This window comes from Agrobacterium genomosp. 13 str. CFBP 6927 (assembly GCA_900012615.1).
In the GTDB taxonomy this organism is placed as follows: Bacteria; Pseudomonadota; Alphaproteobacteria; order Rhizobiales; family Rhizobiaceae; genus Agrobacterium.
The window spans coordinates 1287602-1308987 of the sequence record LT009757.1 but is presented as its reverse complement, the minus strand read 5'-3'; the positions used below and the strand labels follow the sequence as shown (position 1 = coordinate 1308987).

Here is a 21386-nt window from a genome sequence, read left to right as displayed (position 1 = left end):
AGAAATTTTACCGTCTATGCCGGTTTTACGGCGTACACACCGAAACTCATTCGACAATTTGAGGCTTAGACAGTGGCAAAAGCGGAACTTGGTACCAAGCGCACCGACCCCGATACCGGCAAGAAGTTCTACGATCTGAACCGCGACCCGGTCGTTTCTCCCTATACCGGCAAGTCCTGGCCGCTCTCCTTCTTTGAGGAAAGCACCGCCCAGGCCAAGATGGAGCAGGCTGAAGAAGAGGAAGTGGCGGAAGTCGATACCGAAAACACGGAAGTCGAACTCGTATCGCTGGAAGACGCCGACGGAGACAACAGCGGCGACGAGATCCCGGATATGGGCGACGACGACGACGTGGAAATCGACGACGATGACGACACCTTCCTCGAAGCCGACGAAGACGATGATGATGACGACATGTCCGGCATCATAGGCGTAACGGGCGACGACGAAGAAGCTTGATCCTATTGAATAAATCAGCCCGGCGACAAAAAAATGAAGCCGGGCTGTTTTTGTGCTTGCACTCTTCGATTAGCCGAAGTAGTAAGCCGCCACCGAACGGAACAACAGCCGCTTCGGTTCCCGGAACCGGAAGAAATGCCGGAACCCTTATGGGGCTATAGCTCAGCTGGGAGAGCGCTTGCATGGCATGCAAGAGGTCAGCGGTTCGATCCCGCTTAGCTCCACCAAATTTCCCAGAACCTGCAAATCTCGTTTTCAGGCAATCACTTTCACCCACCTTGTGGCAACCCCTCTCGATCGCCTATTGCAATAACGCCCGCACATCCTGTCCGTTGATCCGGCATTCGACAGAACGGGCAGCGGCACCCTCCTCCACCACGCGGCATTCGAGATATCTCCCGCGCAACCGGTTCTCCAGTGCCTTGAAAGCGTTCAGGCCGCAGGCATAACGGCGGCCATCGGAACCCGTGCAGACCCGGTTGCGATCGACTTCCTCCACGCCCGCCAGCCGGAATTCCTGCCCCTTGAAAGTGAAGCGGTTGCTGGCAACCACGCGCAGGCGCTGATCCGCATGCATTTTGAGGGGATAGAGATCGGGCGGCGTCGGGATGCGTTCATAGTTTTGGCGACGAGGATCGACCCGCACCGGTGAGGTCGTCCACAGCATTTCCGTGTTGGCGGCAAGGCCTGCCGTCGCATATCCGGCCTCGCCGTTCACGAGCGAGGCGATACGGATGCCCGCGACACCGAGGCTCACGACCAGCGTGATCTGAAAAAGCAAAGCTGCGACCTGCCGGATCATGTCACCGAAACATCAAAACAATAAAATATGAATTCGCCGCCGGGGGCGGGGATTACATCAACAAGACCTTGCGGGCGGCAACCTCGCGCACCGTGCCCATTGCCATCATCGGAACGCCGTCGCAGTCATGGATCACCCTGCCTGTCGTCCGCAACCAGCGAAAGCCGCCGGACCTCAGCCCGATCCGGTACTCCTGGTCATAAAACTCACCGCGCGTCAGCGAATTATGGACCGCCCTTGCCACCCTCGCCCGAGCGTTAATCTCGACCTGGGCAATGAACGCTTCCACCGGAATGCCGCCGGACGCCTCATCGAAGGAAAAATCCCGCACACGAGCGGCCACAGCATCCAGATAAACCAGATTCTGTCCGATATTCCACGTATAATAGCCAATAAGCGTCTCTTCTAGAGATATGTCTTCCAACATCGGCTTTCTACACTATTAGAATGCTTATAACATTTTTATAACATAACAAAATATACGCGACTAACCACAGGAATTCGTCCTTTCGTCTAACAGGACATTATTTTAGGATTTACGCGAATACCGGCAGCACTTTTGGTCCGCTTGTTGGCGAACCGCTCTTCCTGTGCCAAAGAAGGTTGAAATCGCAACCTGCAACAGGAGTCGCCGTGACCATCGGGCTTGCCCATGCCGAACTCATTGCCGTCGTCACCGCCATTACCGGAGATGAGCCGCGGGTAATGACCGTGCGGGCGGGCGCTGCCCTTCCTTCAGGGCCGTTCGAATTCGGGCACAGAACGCTTCAGAGCGGGCTGCGGGAATGGATCCACGAACAGACGCATCACCCCGTCGGTTATCTCGAGCAACTCTACACCTTCGCCGACCGCGACCGGAACAACGACATTCCGGGCGGCAGAACCATTTCGATCGGTTATCTCGGGCTGGTTCGGGAGCAGGAATCGTCCGGCAATGGACGCCCGCTGTGGCATGGCTGGTACGAATATTTTCCGTGGGAGGACCACCGTCAGGGCCGGCCGGCAGTTCTGGACACCATCATCGACAGGCTGCGCGCCTGGGCGGACTCCGATCCAGCCTGCAAAAGCCAGCGCCATTTGCGCGCCGATTTCACCTTCGGCCTCGACGGTGGCGGCTGGAACGAGGAACTCACCCTGCAGCGCTACGAATTGCTCTATGAGGCGGGATTGGTCGAGGAAGCCCAGGGCGAACCCCGGATCAATTTCGGCACACCCATGTTTGCCGATCACCGCCGCATCCTCGCCACCGGCATCGCCCGGCTGAGGGCCAAGATCAAATACCGGCCTGTGGTTTTCGAGCTGATGGCCGATGCCTTCACCTTGCTGCAATTACAGCGCGCCATCGAGGCACTGGCGGGACTGACGCTGCACAAGCAGAATTTCCGCCGGTTGATCGAACAGCAACAACTGGTGGAAGAAACCGGCGACATGGCGACCGAAACCGGCGGCCGCCCGGCAAAGCTTTTCCGCTTCCGCCAGACCGTTCTCGATGAACGCGCCCTTTCCGGAACGAAACTGCCACTCTCCCGCAATTGACATATGCTCATAATGAGAATATCTCTTTGCCATAGATATGCTCAAAACGAGTATAAATGGGAGAGCGCCGTGAACGAACAGATTTCTGCCGCAAGCCTTTATGACCGCGTCAGCCGCGTCATTCCCAAGGCTGAATGGATTGGTTTTCAGGACGACGTGGAGGCGATCCTTGAGCTGAAACGCAAGCGCAACGCCGTCATCCTCGCCCATAATTACCAGACACCGGAAATCTTCCACGGCGTCGCCGATATCGTCGGCGACAGCTTGGCCCTCGCCCGCAAGGCGATGGAGGTGGAGGCGGATGTGATCGTTCTCGCCGGCGTGCATTTCATGGCCGAGACGGCAAAGCTGCTCAATCCCGAAAAAACCGTGCTCATTCCGGATATGGCCGCCGGCTGTTCGCTCGCCGATTCCATCACGCCCGAAGACATAGCGCTTCTGCGCAAGGCCTATCCCGGCGTTCCGGTTGTCACTTACGTGAATACCTCGGCGGCAGTGAAAGCGGCTTCCGACATCTGCTGCACCTCCGGAAACGCCCGCCAGGTGGTGGAATCGCTCGGCGTGCCGCGCGTTTTGATGCTGCCGGATGAATATCTGGCGAAGAATGTGGCGCGGGAAACCAGTGTTGAGCTGATCGCCTGGCACGGCCATTGCGAGGTGCACGAGCTGTTCACCGCCGATGACATCAGGGAATTGCGCGAAAGCCATCCGGGTGTCACCGTGCTGGCGCATCCGGAATGTCCGCCCGATGTCGTCGAAGCTGCGGATTTTTCCGGTTCCACCGCCGTCATGTCGGATTATGTCGGCCGCGAGCGGCCGGCCCGCGTGGTGCTTTTGACGGAATGCTCGATGAGCGACAATGTCGCCGTGCATCATCCGGATGTTGAATTCATCCGCCCCTGCAATCTCTGCCCCCACATGAAGCGCATCACGCTCGGCAATATCCGCACGGCACTTGAGGAAAACCGCCACGAAGTGACCGTCGATCCGGCGATCGCGGTCGCGGCCCGCCGCGCGGTGGAAAGGATGCTGGCGGTATGAGCGAAGCGCTGTCGCAATATGCGGGCAGGACGGTCATCGTCGGCAGCGGCATAGCGGGCCTGATGGCGGCGCTGACGCTTGCGCCACAGCCTGTGCTGCTTCTGACGCGGAGCGCCCTCGGCGGAGAGACATCCAGCGCCTGGGCGCAGGGCGGCATCGCGGCCAGCCTTGGCGCGGATGACAGCGCAGCGCTCCATCTCGCCGATACGCTTGCCGCCGGCGACGGCCTCTGCGACACGAATATGGCCGCGGACATCGTCTCCGCCGCCCCTGCCGTCATTGACGCACTGGAGAGCGCCGGCGTCCGTTTTGACCGCGATGCGCAGGGCAAACTCGTCTTTGGACTGGAAGCCGCCCATAGCCGTCGCCGCATCCTCCATGCAGAAGGTGACGGCTCGGGCGCGGCCATTGTCAGGGCTCTTGCGGCCGCCGCTCTCAACACGCCGTCCATTGCAGTTCTGGAAGGCACGGAGGTGCGCCGGCTGCTGACGGAAGACGGGGCCTTGACCGGTCTCGTCTGCGCCGGACAAAAGGGCAGTTTTATTCTGCAGGCCACGAAGGTCATTCTTGCAACGGGCGGACTCGGCGGACTTTATGAGGCGACGACCAATCCGTCCGGTAATTATGGACAGGGCATCATGCTTGCCGCGCGCGCTGGCGCCGTCCTTGCCGATATGGAATTCGTCCAGTTCCACCCGACGGCGCTTTCCTCCCCCCGGCGGCCGCTGGCGCTGGTCAGCGAGGCGGTGCGGGGCGAAGGCGCGCTGCTTCTCAATGAAAACGGCGAACGTTTCATGGCGGCCGTCCCGGGCGCCGAGCTTGCTTCCCGCGATATTGTCGCCCGCGCCATCGACCGGGAAATCCTGCGGGGTGGCAGGGTCTTTCTCGATGCCCGCAAAGCGCTCGGCAACGGTTTTGCTTCGCGCTTTCCCTCGATAGACCTGCTCTGCCGCGAGGCGGGAATAGACCCCGCTTGCGAGCTGGTTCCGGTCCGTCCCGCCGTACATTATCACATGGGCGGCGTCGCCACTGACGGGAATGGCCGCAGTTCCGTGCCAGGCCTCTGGGTCGCGGGCGAAACCGCTTGTACGGGCCTTCACGGGGCCAATCGGCTTGCCAGCAACTCCCTGCTGGAAGCGGCCGCCATGGGCATGCGCGCGGCGCAAGATATTGCCGGCCAGTCGGCATCGAAACCGGTGGCGGCCGTCACACCATTCACGACGCCTGTTCTTCCGGCCGCAGACCCGTCTATCGTCAGGCCAATCGTCTCCCGCCATCTCGGCATCGCAAGACATGAGACCGGTTTGACCGGCGCGATCCGCGATCTTCTGCCGCTCGCCGAACAGAATGGTCCGGCCTCCGATCCCGCCATTGTCGGGCTCGCCATCGCCGTCTTCGCGGCCCTGCGCACGGAATCGCGCGGCGGCCATTTCCGTAACGATTTCCCGGAAAAGGACGTGATCGCCACAAGGCGCAGGCTTTGCCTGACCGACATCATCGCCATTGCCCGCGAGCTTTCCTCCAGCAGCCTTTCCTCCCCCAGCATTGCGCGGAGCGCCTGACATGACCCTTTCCCCCCTGCCACGCCTCATCGTGGAACCGCTCGTCCGCAACGCCCTTCTGGAAGATCTCGGGCTCGCCGGCGACATAACCTCCGCCGCTGTCATTCCCGCCGATCATCGTTCCGTCGTTGTCATGGCCGCACGGGAACCGGGCGTCATCGCCGGTCTCGATGCCGCAGAGCTCGCTTTCCAGCTCGTCGACCCGGCAATCGTGATGAAGCGGCACGTGCAGGATGGGGCGACCGTCGTACCCGGTGATATCATCGCGACAGTCGAAGGTCCCTCGCGCGGCCTTTTGACCGGGGAACGGACCGCCCTCAATTTTCTCGGCCATCTGTCTGGCATAGCATCGGTAACCGGGAAAATCGCCGCCGCCATTTCAGGCACCAGGGCTTCCGTCGCCTGCACCCGCAAGACGACGCCGGGCCTCCGGGCGCTGGAAAAATATGCCGTGCGCGCCGGCGGCGGCATGAACCACCGTTTCGCCCTTTATGACGCCGTCCTCATCAAGGACAACCACATCGCCGTGGCCGGGGGCGTGCGTCAGGCTATCCGCAGCGCCCGGCAGGGTGTTGGGCATCTCGTCAAGATCGAGGTGGAGGTCGATACGCTCGCACAATTGCGCGAGGCGATGGAGGAAGGCGTCGATGCCGTTCTCCTGGACAATATGACGCCGGAACAGCTGCGCGAAGCGGTGGAAATCGTCACCGGTCGTGCGATCACCGAGGCCTCCGGCCGGATCAACCCGGAAACGGCCGCCATTATTGCCGCAACCGGCGTCGATCTCATCTCCGTCGGCTGGTTGACCCATAGTGCGCCGGTTCTGGATATCGGGCTGGACTTCCAAAGCCGGAGCTGAACGAAAGGGCCGCGATACAGCCCACCGCACGGAACCAACCGCCAGCATTTTCGTTATTGCCTCGCCTGGGGTCGATTCAAGGCGGGGGGATCAGTGCGCGCAAAAGCCTGTCCATATGCCGGTGGACCTCTCTCACAAAGGAAAGGCCTGTTATGGAAGACGCACAAATCGGCTGGATTGCAGCAATCATCATTGGCGGCGTGGCCGGCTGGCTCGCTGAACAGTTCATGAAAAGCAACATGGGTGTTTTCATGAACATCATCCTCGGCATCGTTGGCGCCATCGTCGCCAATTTCCTTCTGGGGCTTGTGGGCATTTCGCTCGGAGGCTGGATTGGATATCTCATCGCGGGTTTCATCGGCGCCTGCATTCTCATCGCCGTCGGGCGCGCATTTCGCCGATAAAGGGAGGACACAATGAGCTTTTTCGACAAGATCAAGAACGCGATTTTCGGCAAGGCCGAAGCCGCTCCACAAGCTTCGGCTCCAACTGCAACAACCGCAAGCCCGGCCGCACCGGCCCAGCCAGCAGCACCTGCTCCAGCAGCCACACCTTCGGCAAGCACGGGCAACGTCGACGTCGCCTCCATTCTGGATGCGGCCGTCAAGCAGAACGGACAGAAACTCGACTGGAAACGTTCAATCGTTGACCTTCTGAAGGCGCTCAATCTGGACAGCAGCCTCACCGCCAGAAAGGAACTGGCCGGTGAACTCGGCTATACCGGCGACACCTCGGATTCCGCCACCATGAACATCTGGCTGCATAAGGCCGTTATCAAGAAACTGTCAGAGAACGGCGGCAAGGTTCCTGCCGACCTTCTGGACTGAACCAGCGAACGGGAGAGCCGCGATGGACGACTATTCTAGCTTGCGAGAGCAGATCGGCCAGGACCTCGACACCCTGCACAGGACCGAGAACCCGAAATCGATTTTCGAGATTGCCGACGACTATCTTCTGGGAAACCCAAATCTCAAGAGAGCGCTGGTCGAAGACATCATCAAGGAAGAAGCGGACAAGCGCGGCATCGCAATCCACTGAAGCCGCACGTCAAGCGCGGCGATTTTTACAGGAAGGGCGGCATTCACAACGGATGCCGCCCTTTTTTACCTCGTGCCCCGAAACACTATTTTTCCGGCTTGGCCTCGGCCTTTCTGGCGTTTTCTTCCATCAGCTCATACCACATCGCGTTCATGACGGCGAAGATGGCGGCGAGAGGCAGGCCAAGCAGCCAGGCGAAATACCACATGGTCGATCTCCTTCTGTTTGATATCAATAGGCGTGGCCGCTGTCGTCGCGGATCGCCTTTTCATCAACCTTGCCCCACAGCACGCGATAGACCCATGAGGTATAAGCAACGATGATGGGGATGAAGATGAGGGCGACGACCAGCATGATGAACAGCGTCATATGGCTGGACGATGCATCCCAGACCGTCAGGCTCGATTTCGGATCGATCGACGACGGCAGGATGAAGGGAAACATCGTCAGCCCGACCGTCGAGATGATGCCGAAAATGGCAAGCGAACTGGAAAGCAGCGCCAGCACCTCACGCCCGACCCTGAACAACAGGAAGGCGACGAGCGGGAAGGCAAGACCGAGCGCCGGCGCCAGCATCATCCAGGGATGGGCCGCATAATTGGAAAACCAGACTCCGCTTGCGACCTCGACCGTCTTTGACAGCGGATTGGAAGGACCGTCGGTCACGACTTCCGAGGTGAAGCGATACCCGTCAATACCGAGCCACAGCAGAACGCCGCCGAGTGCGAAAAGAACTGATGTGGCGAGTGCGGCAATGCTGCCGAAACTGCGGGCGCGGGCTGCAACCGGGCCTTCGGTCTTCAGCACCAGCCAGGCAGCACCATGCATCACCAGCATGGCAACGGAAACGAGGCCGCAGAGGATGGCGTAAGGGTTGAGAAGCTCGAAAAGCGTCGTGCCGTCGTAGAAAATCCTCAAGTCGTCATTGAAGCGGAAGGGGACGCCCTGCAGCACATTGCCGACCGCCACACCGAAGATCAGCGCAGGAACAAAGCCGCCGATAAACAGCGCCCAATCCCAGGTACTGCGCCATGTCGTGCTCTCACGCTTGGAGCGGTATTTGAAACCGACCGGTCGCAGGATCAGCGCAAACAGGGTGGCAAACATTGCCAGGTAAAACCCGGAAAACGACACCGCATAAAGCGGCGGCCAGGCGGCAAAGATGGCGCCGCCGCCAAGGATGAGCCAGACCTGATTGCCTTCCCAGACCGGGCCGATGGAATTGATGACGACGCGCCGCTCGAGATCCGTTTTCGCGACGAAGGGCAAAAGCGCGCCGGTGCCCAGATCGAAACCGCCGGTGACGGCAAAACCGATCAGCACCACGCCGAGCAGCAGCCACCAGATGACGCGGAGGATTTCGTAGTCGATGAGTTGGTGCAATATCATGATCGTTTACTCCGCAGCGACGAGTTTTTCAGGAACGAGCGGCGCTTCCGGCTCGTGATCCGGATCAGGCCCCTTGCGGATCGCCTTCAGCATCAGCCCCATTTCGACGATGAACAGCACCGTGTAGATGGCGATGAAACACAGAAGCGTAATCAGAACCGTCGAGGCGCTGAGGCTGGAGACGGCGGCGGCCGTCGGCAGCACGCCCTCGATGATCCATGGCTGGCGACCGAATTCCGCAACTATCCAGCCCATTTCAGCCGCGATCCACGGCAGCGGGATGGCGAAGACGGCCACCTTCAGCAACAGCGGATAGCGATCCAGCCGGCGGCGGGCCGAGAGATAGAAGAAGGTCGCCGTCAACAGAATGAAGAACATGCCAAGACCGACCATGATGCGGAAGGCCCAGAACAGCGTCGGCACATGCGGGATAGTGTCTGCGGCTGCCTTGGCGATCTGCTCCTCGGTCGCCTGACGCGGATCGTCGACATAACGTTTCAGCAGCAGGGCGTACCCAAGTTCGTGGCCAAGTTCCGCAAAGGTGCCACGCACCTCTTCGGGCAGTTCCGCACCCTTGCCGGTGGCGCGTATCTGCATCAGCGCATCATAGGCCTTGATGCCATCGCGGATGCGGTTCTTTGCCAGCTCCACCAGATCGTTGATGCCGGGGATTTCCGTGTCGAGCGAGCGGGTGCCGATAAGACCCATGACCCACGGGATTTTGACGGCGAAATGCGTCTCACGCGCTTCCTGATCGGGAAAACCGATGACGGTGAAAGGTGCCGGCGCCGGTTCCGTTTCCCACATGGCCTCGATGGAGGCGAGCTTCATCTTCTGGTGTTCGGTCGAAAGATATCCGCTTTCGTCACCGAGCACGACAACCGACAGCGCCGCTGCCAGACCGAAGGAAGCGGCGACCGTCATCGACCGCTTGGCGAGATCGACGTGACGTCCCTTGAGAACATACCAGGCCGAAACGCCGAGCACGAAGATGGAGGCCGTCACATAGCCCGCAGAAACGGTATGGACGAACTTTGCCTGCGCCACCGGGTTGAACAGGACCTCGAAGAAGTCAGTCACTTCCATGCGCATGGTCTGGGGGTTGAAAGCCGATCCCGCCGGGTTCTGCATCCAGCCATTGGCGATCAATATCCATAGCGCCGAGAAGTTCGAGCCAATCGCCACGCACCATGTTGCGATGAGATGGCCGAGTTTCGACAGCTTGTCCCAGCCGAAAAAGAACAGACCGACAAAGGTGGCTTCCAGAAAGAAGGCCATCATTCCTTCGATCGCCAGCGGCGCGCCGAAAATATCGCCGACATAGTGGCTGTAATAGCTCCAGTTCATGCCGAACTGGAATTCCATGACGATGCCGGTGGAAACACCAAGCACGAAATTGATGCCGAACAATGTGCCCCAGAATTTCGTCATCTGCCGCCAGATCACGCGGCCGGTCATGACATAGACCGTTTCCATGATGGCGATCACCACCGATAGTCCGATCGTCAGGGGAACGAATAGAAAGTGATATAAAGCGGTAACCGCGAATTGCAGGCGCGATAGCGCCACGATGTCGAGTTCCATGTTTTTACCCCACCTTTCAGGAAAGGCCGGCCTTCTGTTACGAGACGGCGCCGGCCCTGAAAAAATCACTCAGTCCGGACGCAATGTTTGCAGCATTACGTCGTATTCCGGGGTGCCGCTTTGACATTGATCAAGTTGGCGACCCTCTTTCAGCACGATGATGCGATCGGCAAATTCCGCCTCACGGCGATTATGGGTGATCATCACGACAGTCTTTCCCTGTGCCCTGGCAAACAGCCGGCCCAGCACGTCGCGGGCGGTCTCGCCGTCCAGCCCTTCCGTCACCTCGTCGAGGAGCCAGAGCGGTTTGTCGCGCAGCAGGAAGCGGGCAAGTGCAAGCCGCCGCGACTGGCCGCCGGAGAGGCCCTGCCCCGCCTCGCCAAGCTTCGTATCCAGCCCGGCGGCCAGGGTTTTGACGTGCTCACCAAGGCCTGCCGATTGCAGGGCATCCCACAGCTCGTCTTCCGTCGCGGCGGGTTTTGCCAGTCTCAGATTATCGGCGATGCTGTCGCGGAAAAGCTGGCTGCGCTGCGTCATGAGAGAGCACGGCAAAGCGCTGACCTTGCCCGCCACCGGCTGCAATTCGCCTGCCAGAAGCTGGATGAGGCTGGTCTTGCCGGCACCGCTCGGCCCGATAATCGCAACCGTTTCTCCGGCGGCAATCGCAAGGTTGATATTTGTCAGAACGGGGTTTTCGTTCCCCTCCCGCTCCAGCCGCACGCCATCAAACTCGGCCGCCATGCCCGTGGCAGGCACGCGCGGACAGTTGGCGGCTGCCTCGGCGGAAAGACGCGGCGCGATGCGTCTTGCCGAAAAGAGCGTGCGCCCGAGTTCCATTGCACCACGTCGCAGCGCCGTGAAGGGCTCCAGCGCAGCGAAACAGACGAGCAGACCGAGGGCCGCAGCCGGCGCAGTCACCGCTCCCTGTTCCGCAAGCCAGGCCATGCCGAGGAGAGCCGCACTCAAAAGAACCGCCGCTGACATGCCGAAGGAAAAACCGGCATTCGTTTCGATCCGGTTCAGGCGGTCGTCGCAGGCAGACAGATAGTCGTCCGCCCGTTTTACCGCGGCAACCTGCGCGGAAAGACGGGATGTCGTCAGCAATTCCGCCTGTCCGTTGACGAGATCAGCCGTGCGGGCGCGGAGCGCTTCAAGCCCGATTGCCCGACGGCGTGAGAATTTTTCCGCCCGCAATGCCGACCGCACCGAAATGCCGAGCCCCGCCGCGACAAGGAAGATCGCCGCCAGAGCACCTGCAAGCGGGCTGAGGAAGGCAAGCCCGATACCTGTCGCGATGGCGGCAAGAACCGCAACGGCCGCGGGAACCAGCACGCGTAGATAAAGCGAATCCAGCGCATCGATATCCGCGGTCAGACGGTTCAGCAGACGGGCGGGCCTTGCCTCCAGAGTTTTTGCCGCCTGCGGCGCGGCAAAGCCGCGAAACAGCTTTTCCCGAAGAGCTGCAAGCACGGACAGCGTTGCTTCATGGGTGGTCATACGTTCGCCATAACGCGCGGCGGTGCGCGACAGCGCCAGCAGACGGATCGCTGCCGACGGCGCAAAGACGTCAAATGCGTAGGCCGTGGCCGGCAGAAGACCGGCAATTGCGGTGGCCGTGATGAACCAGCCGGAAACGCCGAGCAGGCCGATGCCCGCCAGCACCGTGGTTGCCGCCAGAACGGCACCGGCAAGCAGCATACCGCGCCGCGCCGACCAGAACAGGGCGATGACGGGTTTCAATATGGCAAAACGCGCAATCATGACCGTTCCCCCGAATGGATCGCCGTTATGTCCACGATCCTGTCCATGCGTGCCGCGAGCACCGGATCATGTGTTGCGACAATCAATGTCCTGCCTTTTGCAAGCTGCAGCAGGTTTTCCGTCACCAGAGCCGCCGTCTCCCGGTCGAGATGCGCCGTTGGCTCATCCACCAGAACCAGCTGCGTTGCGGGATCGGCAAAGGCGCGCGCAATGGCGAGCCGCACGGCTTCCCCGCCTGAAATGCCATATCCGCCATCTCCGATCGGCAGATGCCGGCGCGCATGCCACAATGTATCCAGCCCGGTGCGGCGCAGCACCTCTTCCACCATGCCCTCGCCAACACCGGCACGGCCAAAGCGAATATTCGCCTTCAGGGAACCGGCAAAAAAGAACGGCTTCTGGCTGACCCAGCCGATCGTCTTGCGCAGCCCGTCGGCACTCGCATGATCGAGCGTCACGCCGCCGATCCTTATTGCGCCGCTGCCAGCCTCGGCCAACCCGGCAATCAAGGAGAGTACAGTGGATTTGCCACAACCGGAAGGCCCGAGAATCGCAACTCTCTCGCCCTGCTGAACCGTAAGGTTGAGATTTTGAATGACGGGTGGAGAATTCGGATAGGCGAAGGAGAGATTATCCAGTTCCACCAAACCCGGCATCAGGCGTGGGGTTAACACGGCCTCGGTGCCCTCGCCCACGATGGTGGTGCCGCCTTCCGTCAATGTGCCAAGCGCGCCAAGTGCTGCTTCGCCGGCTGCACGGTCATGCCACACGGCGGATAATTCCCGCAATGGTTCGAAGAAGGCGGGGGCCAGAAGCAGAATGAAGAGCCCCTCAGCAAGCGTCAGCTTCTCGCCCCATGCGCCGAAATCGAGAAAACCGAGCAGATGAAAACCGATATAAACGGCGGTCATCGCAACACCGAGGGCGGCGAAAAGTTCCAGCACGGCCGAGGAGAGAAACGCGATCCGCAGCACCGCCATTGTCCGCTTCTTGAGGTTTTCCGCGTCCCTGCTCAGGCGTCCAGCGGTCAGATCGACCGCTTCAAGCGCCCGGATCGTTTCCAGCCCACGCAGGCGATCGAGCAGGAAGGCATTCATGTTGCCGGTCTCGGCCAGCTGCTTTTCACTGGCAGCCTTCGCCTGCCAGCCGATCAGCGCCATGAAAAGCGGGATGGTCGGCATGGAGAGGAGCAGCACGAGGGCCGCAATCCAGGTGAAGGGCAGGATTGCCAGTACAAACACCAAGGGGACGATGGTGGCTTTCATCCGCGCCGGCTGGAAGCGGGAAAGATAGGGCACCAGCGCTTCCGCCGTCTCGGCAACGACGCCAGCAACCTCCCCGGATGCCGTACGCGACAGATCGAGTGGCGACACCTGCGCCACGGCATTGAGTGCTTCCAGCCGTCGCTGCGAAAGTGCGGTGCGCGCCGCGCGAAACGATTGCCTCGCCGCGATTTTTTCCAGAAAGGCCTTGATCAGGCCAAGGATGAGGACAGCCACAGCCGCTGGCAGGATTGCCATCACCGGTTCGCCATCGGCGATCTTTCCAACCGAAAAGGCAAGCAGGCCCGCCTGCGGCAGCCATAGCAAAGCCGGCAGCACATGAAGCAGGGCCACGAATCTTCCCACCGCCGGGGCCTTCGCCATTTCTGCCGTGCTGGAGCCCGTGCCACGGGCGTGTTTCCCGGTGGCAGCGTCCAAAGAGTGCCGCCGCGCTGCATCGGGCGGGGCTACTCCAGGCGCGGGACAGTCTGCTCCCTTGCCATCAGCGGGTTGGTGGATTTGTGCCGATATGCTCAAGGCCGATCTCCTCACCCGTCCTTTTTCGCACCACGGGGCCTTGCAAGCGAGACGATCTTGTCCTTGGCCTCCAGCAGCTTCGTGACCTTCGAACCGAGCGCCAGAAGCGAAGCCAGCCTCTCCGTCTCCAGCCTCTTCACATCGTCATACCAGCCGGTGAGCTGCTCGATCAGCGTTTTCATCTCGTCGATGCGCTTCTGCGCATGCCGCTCATCTGCATTCTCCGGTGTTTCCATAAGGATTTCACGCAGCACGCTGAGGGTTGGGTCGATCTCACGCTTCTTGCGCTCCTCGGCAAGGGTGCGCAGAATTTGCCAGACATCCTCCGGCGTGGTGAAGAAATCGCGCCGGTCACCGGGGAAATGTTTGAGAATTGCAAGGTTCCACGCCTGAAGTTCCTTGAGGCTCATCGACACGTTGGAACGCGAAATGCCGAGCGCCTCGACAATGTCGTCCGCACAGAGCGGCTGCGGCGAAATGTAAAGCAATGCATAGACTTGCCCGACCGTGCGATTGATGCCCCAGCGGCTGCCCATTTCGCCGAAATGCAGCACGAAGGACTGAACAAGCGGGGAAAGATTAGCCGGCATTTCTTCGTTTCCTGTATTTTCAGTAATTTCTGAAATTTCGATAACGCAAAAAATGGCGAGCGGCAAATCACCTTTTTGACCTGCGTCAAAATGTGCAAATCGGCTGAAACGGGGTCAGTCCGGCAAGACGAAGTTGTCCTGTATGGCCCATGAGCTGGCCATGATATCGATAACATAATCAGTATATTGTTGCGCGCGAAAAGCGCCCACAAAAATCGGCGGCGGAAATAATCCGCCGCCGATCAAAACATCGATACACATGCCTCGAGGGACACGCCCTTACGAAAAAGCGATCTGAACCTTCATGGCGCGACTGCGGTCGGAGGCGAATTCGAAGGCGGAGATAGCATCGGCGAGATCCACCGTCTGGGTGATGAAAGGCTTGACGTCGATCAGGCCCTTGCGCATCAATTCGACGCCGGTGGCGAATTCCTCATGGAAACGGAAAGAACCGCGCAGATCGAGTTCCTTGGCCGTGATCGCCATCATCGGCAGGCTCATATCACCACCAAGGCCGAGCTGGACGATGATGCCGCGCGGCCGAAGCGCCGCAATTCCGCCCGCAAGGGCGACGGCGGCACCCGAGCATTCATAGAGAACATCGAATGTTCCTTTGTTAGCGCCGTAGGCGGCAAGCGCATCGGGCTCATCCTTGCTGTTGATGACTCGGTCCGCACCGGCTTCCCGCGCCTTGGCCAGCGTGAAATCCGAAAGATCGGTCGCGACGATTTCAGCCGCGCCCGCGCGGCGGGCGGCAAGAATGGAGAGGATGCCGATGGGGCCGCAACCGGTGACGAGCACACGTTTTCCCAGCAAATCACCGGCGCGGCGGGTGGCGTGCAGTGTAACCGCCAGCGGTTCCGCCATGGCCGCTTCGCCAGCGCTCAGGCCATCGGCCGGAACGCATTGCAGCGCATCCGCGACAAGAACCTCCCGGAAAGCGCCCTGAATATGCGGGAAAGGCATGGCGCTGCCATAAAAGCGCATGTTGAGGCACTGATTGTGCAGGCCTTCCTGGCAAAAACGGCAGGTTCTGCACGGGCGGGATGGCGAAACCGCAACAAGGCCGCCGACCTTCAACCCCTCGACGCCTTCGCCGAGTTCCTCGATGACGGCAGAGACCTCGTGTCCCAGCACCATGGGTTCGCGAAGCCGCACCGCGCCGAAACCGCCATGGTTGTAATAATGAAGATCGCTGCCGCAGATGCCGCCCCGAACCAGACGGAGCCGCACTTCCTGCGGCCCCGGCGCTTCCTCCGGCCGCTCCTCGATGCGCACATCCTTTGCCCCATGGGCGACAATCGCTCTCATAAACAACTCCCGTTCAACCGCACGCCACTCTGGCGCGCAAAATTTTCCGCATCCCGATCCCGCTGCAAGGCGCGCAATAGCCCCTTGCAACCTCCTCCCGCGCCCGATCCGTACCGAAACAGGGCGTTTATGCCTTGACATCCATGTCTGAAAGGGATGAATGTTATCGATAACATAAACCTGCACGAATGCAATGTCGAGAGACTGGAGGAAACAGTGGGCCTTAATTTGTTCGATCTTTCCGGCCGCCGCGCCCTGATCACGGGTTCGTCCCAGGGCATCGGCTTCGCGCTGGCGCAAGGGCTGGCGGAAGCGGGGGCGGAAGTGGTTCTGAACGGCCGCGACGAGGCGAAGCTGAAAGCGGCTGCCGCCGGCATCAAGGGCGCCAAGACGCTCGCCTTCGACGCCACCGATCATGCAGCGGTGCGCAAGGCCATAGACGGTTTCGAGGCGGATGTCGGCCCCATCGATATTCTGGTCAACAATGCCGGCATGCAGCACCGCACGCCGCTCGAGGATTTTCCGGCGGACGCCTTCGAGCGCCTGTTGCAGACCAACATCGCCTCGGTTTTCCATGCCGGACAGGCTGCCGCGCGCCATATGATCAGCCGTGGACGCGGCAAGATTATCAACATTGCCAGCGTGCAGACCGCTCTTGCCCGCCCGGGGATCGCGCCTTACACCGCCACCAAGGGTGCCGTCGGCAATCTGACGAAGGGCATGGCGACGGATTGGGCCAAATACGGCCTGCAATGCAACGCCATTGCGCCGGGCTATTTCGACACGCCGCTCAACGCCGCCCTGGTGGCGGACGAGACCTTTTCGGCATGGCTTGAAAAGCGCACCCCCGCCGGCCGCTGGGGCAAGGTCGAAGAGCTTGTCGGCGCCTGCATTTTCCTGTCGTCCGATGCCTCGTCTTTCGTGAACGGGCATATTCTCTACGTCGACGGCGGCATCACCGCCTCGCTTTAAAATCTCTCGTCCGGCTGGCGCGCTGAACCCGCCAGCCGGATCGGGCCGACAATACCACGACGCTTTGGGAGGAGACAGTGAGCACCATGACCGACAAGAATAAAGTCGCCCTCATCGGCGCAGGCGCCATGGGTGGGGCGATCGGCACGCGGCTGATCGAAACCGGCAATCACCTGACGGTTTTCGATCTGGATACGGAAAAGGTCGCGGCGCTGACAAGCCTCGGCGCACAGAGCGCGGGCACGGCGGCGGAAGCGGCTTCGGTTTCCGATGTGGTCATCCTCAGCCTCAATTCGCCGAAAATTGTTCGCATCGCCGTCTTCGGCAAGGATGGCGTCGCGGCGGGAGCGAAGCCTGGCACGCTGATCATCGACATGTCCTCCATCGACCCGGAAGCGACCAAGGAACTGGCGGCCGATGCCGCCGAAAAGGGCCTGCGCTGGGTGGACAGCCCCCTTTCGGGCGGTGCGCCCAAGGCGCTCATCGGGCAATTGACGCTGATGGCCGGCGGCACCGAAAAGGATGTGGCCGACGCCCAGCGCGTGCTGCAGCATGTCGCCAGCAACTATACCCATATGGGGCCAAGCGGCGCCGGCCAGACGACAAAACTCATCAATCAGGTTCTTTGCGGCCTGAATTTCCTCGCCGTCGCGGAAGCAACACAGCTTGCGCTGGATGCGGGCGTCGATGCCGCCAAAATTCCCCAGGCGCTGAAGGGCGGCCGCGCCGACAGCGCCATCCTGCAGGAATATATGCCGCGTTACGTGGCGAAGGACTACCGCCGCACCGGCCGCATCGACAATATGGTGAAAGACTTGAACGGCGCGCAGGATCTTGCGCGACGCACCAACACCGCCATGCCCCTGACGGCGCTTTGCGCCGAGGTGCACCGTATGCTGACCGCGGCGGGACTGGGCGGCGAAGACCAGGCCGCGCTCATGGAATTTTTCAGCGGCGCGAAACGAACCTTTCCGGACTGACATTCGCCACGGGCGAGGCGACCAAATCGGAAGTGCCGAACTGGATGCGCAGGTCATGCATCTTTGCTGCTCGGCCATTGCGAAATGTCCCCGCAACGAAGATGATCTGACGAATCGGCGAGGCAACAGACCGGGTGACCGCAGACGCATGCATGCAAAGGACAATTTCCCGATGACCACCTCTGTGACAGGCACGGGGATTGCTGGTATTGCCATTTCCGGAAATGGTTTCAGCGCCGAGATCGCTTATGAGGGCGCGACCCTTCTGAGCTGGCAGCCGCACCTTGCCGAAGGCGGCAAATGTGAAAACCTTGTCGACGGCTATTTGACCCCTGCGGAATTGCAATCCCAGGGCGGCGTGAGAAACGGCATTCTCGCCCCCTTTACCAATCGCATCCCGGACGGCCGGTTCAGTTTTGGCGGAGAGACGCATCAAATAGAGCCGGTGCTTGCCAGCGAAAGCCTCGTTTTCCACGGTTTCGCCAGAGCCCTGCCATTTGCCCTCACCCGGTCTTTCGAAGAGGATGGCGTCCATGTGCTCGTTTTCCGCACGGAGATATCGCCCGGCGACTTCAAGGGTTATCCCTATCATCTCGCCATCGAGGTGGAGTATCAGTTCTCCGGCCATGACGTCACCATAGACATACGCGGCATCAATGGTGACGACCGGCCGCTGCCCTTTGCCGCCGGCTGGCACCCCTATTTCCGTCTGCCCGGAATGGCGTCCATCAACGATCTCCATCTAAGGCTCCCCTCGCGAACGGCGATCGAAACGGATGAGCATTTGATACCGCTGCTCGACAGGAAAAACGGATTTCTCAAGCGGCGGGACGATGCGACGTTTCTTGCCGCCGCGCCGCTTGCCGGCCATGTGCTCGATGTCTGCTTTACCGATCTGATCGCATCCGAAAATGGACTGTACGAGACACGGCTGGAGAACCGGCGGAACGGATCAAGTCTGACCATCTGGCAGGAGCGTGGCCATATGCATGTCTTCACCGGCGACACGCTTGCCCGCGACAGGCGAACTTCCATCGCGCTCGAACCCGTTGAGACACCCACCAACGCTTTCAACCAGCCGGAACTTGCCGCTGCGATCACCCTTCAACCCGGCGAGACACGAAATTTCCGCTTCGGTTTTCGCTTCGAAACCGCACGCTGAAAAAAGCCAGTGGCCTTATCATATATGTGTCGTTGGCAGCGACGATGACAGCTTCACCGTCTCCATGGAGATATAGGCGGACATGTCGTAAAGCTCGACGCGGCGCAGGATCTGTTTGTAGATCGTGTCGTAATATTCGACATTCGGCAGAACCAGCTTCAGAATATAATCGAAATTCCCGGTCAGCCGATGAACCTCGACAATTTCCGGTATGGTGCTGACGGCGGCATGGAACCGGTCCAGCCAGTCCTCCGCATGCAGGCCCGTCCTCACCAGCAGGAAAACCGTGGTCGGCAGATTGATCTTGCGCCGGTCGAGCAGCGCCATCGTGCCCGTCACATAACCTTCCGCCCGCAGGCGCGTGATGCGGCGCGAACAGGCGGATAGCGACAGCGACACTTCCTCCGCAATGTCGGCGAGCGGCGTTTCAGCATTTTCCTGGAGAATCGCAAGGATTCGGCGGTCGCGGTCATCAATCATCGACAAAGAATGCACAGGTTAACGCAATGACGCAAGAAATTTGCGACTTTAACACAAAGAGCGCGTTAGCTTTGCATTTCCGTCGCGAAATCCCTACAAAAACGCATGCCGTTTTCGTCCCGGCGATGGCATTCTTGTTTTCAATCAAACTTGATAAGGGAACTCTTATGAAACGGATCGGCCTGATCGGCGGCATGAGCTGGGAATCGACCGCAACCTATTACCGGATGATCAATGAGGCCGTGCGCGACAGCCGCGGCGGACTGGTCTCGGCAGACATCGTCATGCATTCGCTCGATTTTTCCGAAGTCGTCGCCCTTCAGAAGGCTGACCGCTGGGATGAGGCTGGCGCGCTTCTGGGCGCTGCCGGCGCACGCCTTGCCAATGCGGGTGCCGATTGTGTGCTCATCTGCACCAACACCATGCATCTTGTTGCTGACACGGTTGAGAAGATGTCAGGCGTGGCGTTGATCGATATCATCGATGAAACCGCCGCAGCCCTGAAGGCGGACGGACGCCGCAAGCCGCTGCTGCTCGCCACCCGCTACACGATGGAACATGGTTTCTACACCGACCGCATGCGCCGCCACGGCGTCGAGGTGGTCGTTCCGGACGCGGAAGACCGGGCTGCGATCCACGACATCATCTTCGGTGAACTTTGCCAGGGCGAGATCAAGTCGTGCTCGCGCGAGCGCTATCTCGCAGTCATCGAGAAAGCCCGCGCACTCGGCGTCGATTCCGTCATTCTCGGCTGCACCGAGATTTCGCTGCTGATCGATCCCGATGCGCTGCCGCTGCCGGGTTACGATTCGACCGCCATTCACGCAAAGGCCGCCGTCGGTTTCGCACTCGGAAACAAGGCCCTGAACAGGGCCGCATGAATGTGTCGCCTCTTTGCCTATTCCGGTAAACCTGTCTGGCTCGACAGTCTTCTGATCGAGCCGGAAGCATCGCTGGTCAGCCAGTCCATGGCCGCGCGGGAAGCAAAGACCGTCGTTAATGGCGATGGTTGCGGTCTTGGATGGTATGGCGAACGCGGAACCCCCGGCGTTTTTCGCGACACCAGACCCGCCTGGTCCGACGCCAATCTGGCCGCCCTTTGCCATCAGCTTCGCTCGGGCATGTTCATGGCCCATGTTCGCTCCGCCACATCTGGCGAGGTATCGCGCGCCAACTGCCATCCCTTCGCGCATGGGCGATACCTGTTCATGCATAACGGCCAGATCGGCGGTTACGAGCAGATCAGGCGCGACATCGATTCCCTCATTCCCGACGATATCTACGCCTCCCGGCGCGGCACCGGCGACAGCGAAGCCATTTTCCTGATCGCCGCCGGCCACGGGCTTGATAGAGACCCGGTCCGGGCCATCTCCACCGCACTGCGCCTCTGCCAGGAAAAGATGATCGCCGCTGGCGTATCTTCCGCGCTGAGATTCAGCGCCGTGCTGATGGATGGCGATTGCCTGCATGCCTTCCGCTGGTCCAGCGATGACAAGCCGCCGACACTTTACTGGCGTGGTCTCGATGAGGGTATCGCGCTAAGTTCGGAGCCCTTTTCCTTCGATTGCACCCCATGGTGCGCCGTTCCGCCAAATACAAGGGTGACGATCTGCGCCAGCGAGATGAAGACCGAACCATTTTTTCCCGCATAAATCTCGTATTTCCCCCTGATCAGGGCCGGTTTTGAGACCGTAGCCGCCGCCGGCCTGTGCCGCGGCGGCACCGCCTCGTTTATTTTCATTGAATTTTCTCAGCCGCGAAGGCTAGTGTGTGATCCGATAGACCGAAACAGATTTCAGGACCGGTGAACCATTTCGATAGTGTTGCAGCTTCTCTCCCTTTCTTGAACGATGCCCGGCATCGCAACGACCACGCAAACCCGTTCATGAACGGCGCAAAAAGAGCGCGCAATGCCTTCGGTGACCCTATGGGCGCTGAGGGAAAAGTCTTATTTTTCATTACATTAAGCTGTTCAACTTTCCGGAAAAATTGCTGTTGCCACGCCTCCATATCGATGCATAAACTGGCATCAGCAAAGGCAAACCGGATCGACCTCATCAG

Annotated in this window: 24 protein-coding genes and 1 tRNA gene; 14 read left to right on the top strand and 11 right to left on the bottom strand. The window is 60.2% G+C overall.

Going from position 1 to position 21386, the window contains the following annotated elements; translation table 11 throughout:
- Positions 1-72: 72 nt before the first annotated feature.
- Both AGR13A_RS20350 and AGR13A_RS20345 read left to right on the top strand, forming a co-directional pair.
- On the top strand, positions 73-459 hold the full coding sequence (locus AGR13A_RS20350) for a TIGR02300 family protein (RefSeq protein ID WP_035223640.1): 387 nt from the start codon (positions 73-75) through the stop codon (positions 457-459).
- A gap of 151 nt (positions 460-610) precedes the next feature.
- Positions 611-686: transfer RNA gene (locus AGR13A_RS20345), tRNA-Ala, on the top strand.
- A 74-nt stretch (positions 687-760) separates the two neighbouring features.
- On the opposite strand, the gene AGR13A_RS20340 is transcribed toward AGR13A_RS20345, so the two are convergent.
- Together AGR13A_RS20340 and AGR13A_RS20335 are read right to left on the bottom strand one after the other, a co-directional pair.
- Positions 761-1261, bottom strand: coding sequence for a hypothetical protein (locus AGR13A_RS20340; protein ID WP_080839005.1), 501 nt, complete (start codon positions 1259-1261; stop codon positions 761-763).
- Between the two features lie 52 nt (positions 1262-1313).
- Positions 1314-1688, bottom strand: a complete 375-nt coding sequence (locus AGR13A_RS20335; protein ID WP_035223642.1) for a PAS domain-containing protein — start codon at positions 1686-1688, stop codon at positions 1314-1316.
- A 206-nt stretch (positions 1689-1894) separates the two neighbouring features.
- Between AGR13A_RS20335 and AGR13A_RS20330 the strand changes: the two genes are divergently transcribed.
- The 7 genes from AGR13A_RS20330 to AGR13A_RS20300 all read left to right on the top strand — a co-directional run bounded on the left by AGR13A_RS20330 (position 1895) and on the right by AGR13A_RS20300 (position 7297).
- Entirely contained in the window at positions 1895-2797 is a 903-nt protein-coding gene (locus AGR13A_RS20330) for an NUDIX hydrolase (protein WP_080839003.1), read from the top strand.
- A gap of 69 nt (positions 2798-2866) precedes the next feature.
- A complete protein-coding gene (gene nadA / locus AGR13A_RS20325) occupies positions 2867-3838 on the top strand; it encodes a quinolinate synthase NadA (protein WP_167377605.1) in 972 nt (323 codons plus the stop codon).
- Positions 3835-5400: an L-aspartate oxidase gene (locus AGR13A_RS20320; protein WP_080839000.1), complete on the top strand. Its 1566-nt coding sequence runs from the start codon at positions 3835-3837 to the stop codon at positions 5398-5400. Before nadA ends, AGR13A_RS20320 begins: the two co-directional genes overlap by 4 nt.
- Position 5401: 1 nt before the next feature.
- Positions 5402-6259, top strand: coding sequence for a carboxylating nicotinate-nucleotide diphosphorylase (nadC, locus tag AGR13A_RS20315; protein WP_080838998.1), 858 nt, complete (start codon positions 5402-5404; stop codon positions 6257-6259).
- Between the two features lie 152 nt (positions 6260-6411).
- Entirely contained in the window at positions 6412-6663 is a 252-nt protein-coding gene (locus AGR13A_RS20310; protein ID WP_035223656.1) for a GlsB/YeaQ/YmgE family stress response membrane protein, read from the top strand.
- 12 nt (positions 6664-6675) lie between these two features.
- A complete protein-coding gene (locus AGR13A_RS20305; RefSeq protein WP_080838996.1) occupies positions 6676-7086 on the top strand; it encodes a DUF3597 domain-containing protein in 411 nt (136 codons plus the stop codon).
- A 22-nt stretch (positions 7087-7108) separates the two neighbouring features.
- Positions 7109-7297 (top strand): hypothetical protein, encoded by a 189-nt coding sequence (locus tag AGR13A_RS20300; RefSeq protein ID WP_003498406.1) that lies wholly within the window; start codon positions 7109-7111, stop codon positions 7295-7297.
- An 85-nt stretch (positions 7298-7382) separates the two neighbouring features.
- On the opposite strand, the gene cydX is transcribed toward AGR13A_RS20300, so the two are convergent.
- The 7 genes from cydX to AGR13A_RS20265 form a co-directional block, all read right to left on the bottom strand.
- A complete protein-coding gene (cydX, locus tag AGR13A_RS20295; RefSeq protein ID WP_003498405.1) occupies positions 7383-7505 on the bottom strand; it encodes a cytochrome bd-I oxidase subunit CydX in 123 nt (40 codons plus the stop codon).
- Positions 7506-7528: 23 nt separating this feature from the next.
- Positions 7529-8686 carry a cytochrome d ubiquinol oxidase subunit II gene (cydB, locus tag AGR13A_RS20290; protein ID WP_080838994.1) on the bottom strand — a complete coding sequence of 386 codons (1158 nt, stop codon included), beginning with the start codon at positions 8684-8686 and terminating at the stop codon, positions 7529-7531.
- Positions 8687-8692: 6 nt separating this feature from the next.
- Positions 8693-10270 carry a cytochrome ubiquinol oxidase subunit I gene (locus AGR13A_RS20285; protein WP_035223668.1) on the bottom strand — a complete coding sequence of 526 codons (1578 nt, stop codon included), beginning with the start codon at positions 10268-10270 and terminating at the stop codon, positions 8693-8695.
- A 69-nt stretch (positions 10271-10339) separates the two neighbouring features.
- Positions 10340-12031, bottom strand: coding sequence for a thiol reductant ABC exporter subunit CydC (gene cydC, locus AGR13A_RS20280; protein ID WP_080838988.1), 1692 nt, complete (start codon positions 12029-12031; stop codon positions 10340-10342).
- The gene (cydD, locus tag AGR13A_RS20275) at positions 12028-13677 is read right to left on the bottom strand and encodes a thiol reductant ABC exporter subunit CydD (RefSeq protein WP_080838986.1); all 1650 of its coding nucleotides are present in this window, start codon (positions 13675-13677) and stop codon (positions 12028-12030) included. Before cydD ends, cydC begins: the two co-directional genes overlap by 4 nt.
- Positions 13678-13841: 164 nt before the next feature.
- Positions 13842-14420, bottom strand: a complete 579-nt coding sequence (locus tag AGR13A_RS20270; protein WP_080840366.1) for a GbsR/MarR family transcriptional regulator — start codon at positions 14418-14420, stop codon at positions 13842-13844.
- 279 nt (positions 14421-14699) lie between these two features.
- Entirely contained in the window at positions 14700-15731 is a 1032-nt protein-coding gene (locus tag AGR13A_RS20265; RefSeq protein ID WP_035223673.1) for an L-idonate 5-dehydrogenase, read from the bottom strand.
- A gap of 216 nt (positions 15732-15947) precedes the next feature.
- On the opposite strand from AGR13A_RS20265, the gene AGR13A_RS20260 reads away from it, so the two are divergent.
- The 3 genes from AGR13A_RS20260 (at position 15948) to AGR13A_RS20245 (ending at position 18845) form a co-directional block, all read left to right on the top strand.
- Positions 15948-16703 carry an SDR family oxidoreductase gene (locus AGR13A_RS20260; RefSeq protein ID WP_035223925.1) on the top strand — a complete coding sequence of 252 codons (756 nt, stop codon included), beginning with the start codon at positions 15948-15950 and terminating at the stop codon, positions 16701-16703.
- Positions 16704-16789: 86 nt separating this feature from the next.
- A complete protein-coding gene (locus AGR13A_RS20255; protein ID WP_035223675.1) occupies positions 16790-17683 on the top strand; it encodes an NAD(P)-dependent oxidoreductase in 894 nt (297 codons plus the stop codon).
- Between the two features lie 172 nt (positions 17684-17855).
- The gene (locus AGR13A_RS20245) at positions 17856-18845 is read left to right on the top strand and encodes an aldose 1-epimerase (RefSeq protein WP_035223926.1); all 990 of its coding nucleotides are present in this window, start codon (positions 17856-17858) and stop codon (positions 18843-18845) included.
- 18 nt (positions 18846-18863) lie between these two features.
- On the opposite strand, the gene AGR13A_RS20240 is transcribed toward AGR13A_RS20245, so the two are convergent.
- Positions 18864-19325 carry an Lrp/AsnC family transcriptional regulator gene (locus tag AGR13A_RS20240; protein WP_003522155.1) on the bottom strand — a complete coding sequence of 154 codons (462 nt, stop codon included), beginning with the start codon at positions 19323-19325 and terminating at the stop codon, positions 18864-18866.
- Positions 19326-19492: 167 nt separating this feature from the next.
- Here AGR13A_RS20240 and AGR13A_RS20235 point away from each other — a divergent pair, with 167 nt between their 5' ends.
- A complete protein-coding gene (locus tag AGR13A_RS20235; RefSeq protein ID WP_035223929.1) occupies positions 19493-20206 on the top strand; it encodes an aspartate/glutamate racemase family protein in 714 nt (237 codons plus the stop codon).
- Positions 20207-20977 carry a class II glutamine amidotransferase gene (locus AGR13A_RS20230; RefSeq protein ID WP_080838982.1) on the top strand — a complete coding sequence of 257 codons (771 nt, stop codon included), beginning with the start codon at positions 20207-20209 and terminating at the stop codon, positions 20975-20977.
- Positions 20978-21062: 85 nt separating this feature from the next.
- Here the strand turns inward: AGR13A_RS20230 and AGR13A_RS20225 are convergent, their stop codons facing one another.
- Positions 21063-21383, bottom strand: a complete 321-nt coding sequence (locus tag AGR13A_RS20225; protein ID WP_035223684.1) for a hypothetical protein — start codon at positions 21381-21383, stop codon at positions 21063-21065.
- Positions 21384-21386: the final 3 nt, after the last annotated feature.

Bases quoted from the DNA above. Each gene is read 5' to 3' on its own strand.
- nadC (WP_080838998.1), top strand. From the start codon at position 5,402: ATGACCCTTTCCCCCCTGCCACGCCTCATCGTGGAACCGCTCGTCCGC.
- AGR13A_RS20340 (WP_080839005.1), bottom strand. From the start codon at position 1,261: ATGATCCGGCAGGTCGCAGCTTTGCTTTTTCAGATCACGCTGGTCGTG.
- AGR13A_RS20245 (WP_035223926.1), top strand. From the start codon at position 17,856: ATGACCACCTCTGTGACAGGCACGGGGATTGCTGGTATTGCCATTTCC.
- AGR13A_RS20235 (WP_035223929.1), top strand. From the start codon at position 19,493: ATGAAACGGATCGGCCTGATCGGCGGCATGAGCTGGGAATCGACCGCA.
- AGR13A_RS20335 (WP_035223642.1), bottom strand. From the start codon at position 1,688: ATGTTGGAAGACATATCTCTAGAAGAGACGCTTATTGGCTATTATACG.
- AGR13A_RS20265 (WP_035223673.1), bottom strand. From the start codon at position 15,731: ATGAGAGCGATTGTCGCCCATGGGGCAAAGGATGTGCGCATCGAGGAG.
- AGR13A_RS20270 (WP_080840366.1), bottom strand. From the start codon at position 14,420: ATGCCGGCTAATCTTTCCCCGCTTGTTCAGTCCTTCGTGCTGCATTTC.
- cydC (WP_080838988.1), bottom strand. From the start codon at position 12,031: ATGATTGCGCGTTTTGCCATATTGAAACCCGTCATCGCCCTGTTCTGG.
- AGR13A_RS20305 (WP_080838996.1), top strand. From the start codon at position 6,676: ATGAGCTTTTTCGACAAGATCAAGAACGCGATTTTCGGCAAGGCCGAA.
- AGR13A_RS20285 (WP_035223668.1), bottom strand. From the start codon at position 10,270: ATGGAACTCGACATCGTGGCGCTATCGCGCCTGCAATTCGCGGTTACC.
- AGR13A_RS20255 (WP_035223675.1), top strand. From the start codon at position 16,790: ATGACCGACAAGAATAAAGTCGCCCTCATCGGCGCAGGCGCCATGGGT.
- AGR13A_RS20240 (WP_003522155.1), bottom strand. From the start codon at position 19,325: ATGATTGATGACCGCGACCGCCGAATCCTTGCGATTCTCCAGGAAAAT.
- AGR13A_RS20320 (WP_080839000.1), top strand. From the start codon at position 3,835: ATGAGCGAAGCGCTGTCGCAATATGCGGGCAGGACGGTCATCGTCGGC.
- AGR13A_RS20230 (WP_080838982.1), top strand. From the start codon at position 20,207: ATGTGTCGCCTCTTTGCCTATTCCGGTAAACCTGTCTGGCTCGACAGT.
- cydD (WP_080838986.1), bottom strand. From the start codon at position 13,677: ATGGCGAAGGCCCCGGCGGTGGGAAGATTCGTGGCCCTGCTTCATGTG.
- AGR13A_RS20225 (WP_035223684.1), bottom strand. From the start codon at position 21,383: ATGAGGTCGATCCGGTTTGCCTTTGCTGATGCCAGTTTATGCATCGAT.
- AGR13A_RS20310 (WP_035223656.1), top strand. From the start codon at position 6,412: ATGGAAGACGCACAAATCGGCTGGATTGCAGCAATCATCATTGGCGGC.
- AGR13A_RS20300 (WP_003498406.1), top strand. From the start codon at position 7,109: ATGGACGACTATTCTAGCTTGCGAGAGCAGATCGGCCAGGACCTCGAC.
- cydX (WP_003498405.1), bottom strand. From the start codon at position 7,505: ATGTGGTATTTCGCCTGGCTGCTTGGCCTGCCTCTCGCCGCCATCTTC.
- cydB (WP_080838994.1), bottom strand. From the start codon at position 8,686: ATGATATTGCACCAACTCATCGACTACGAAATCCTCCGCGTCATCTGG.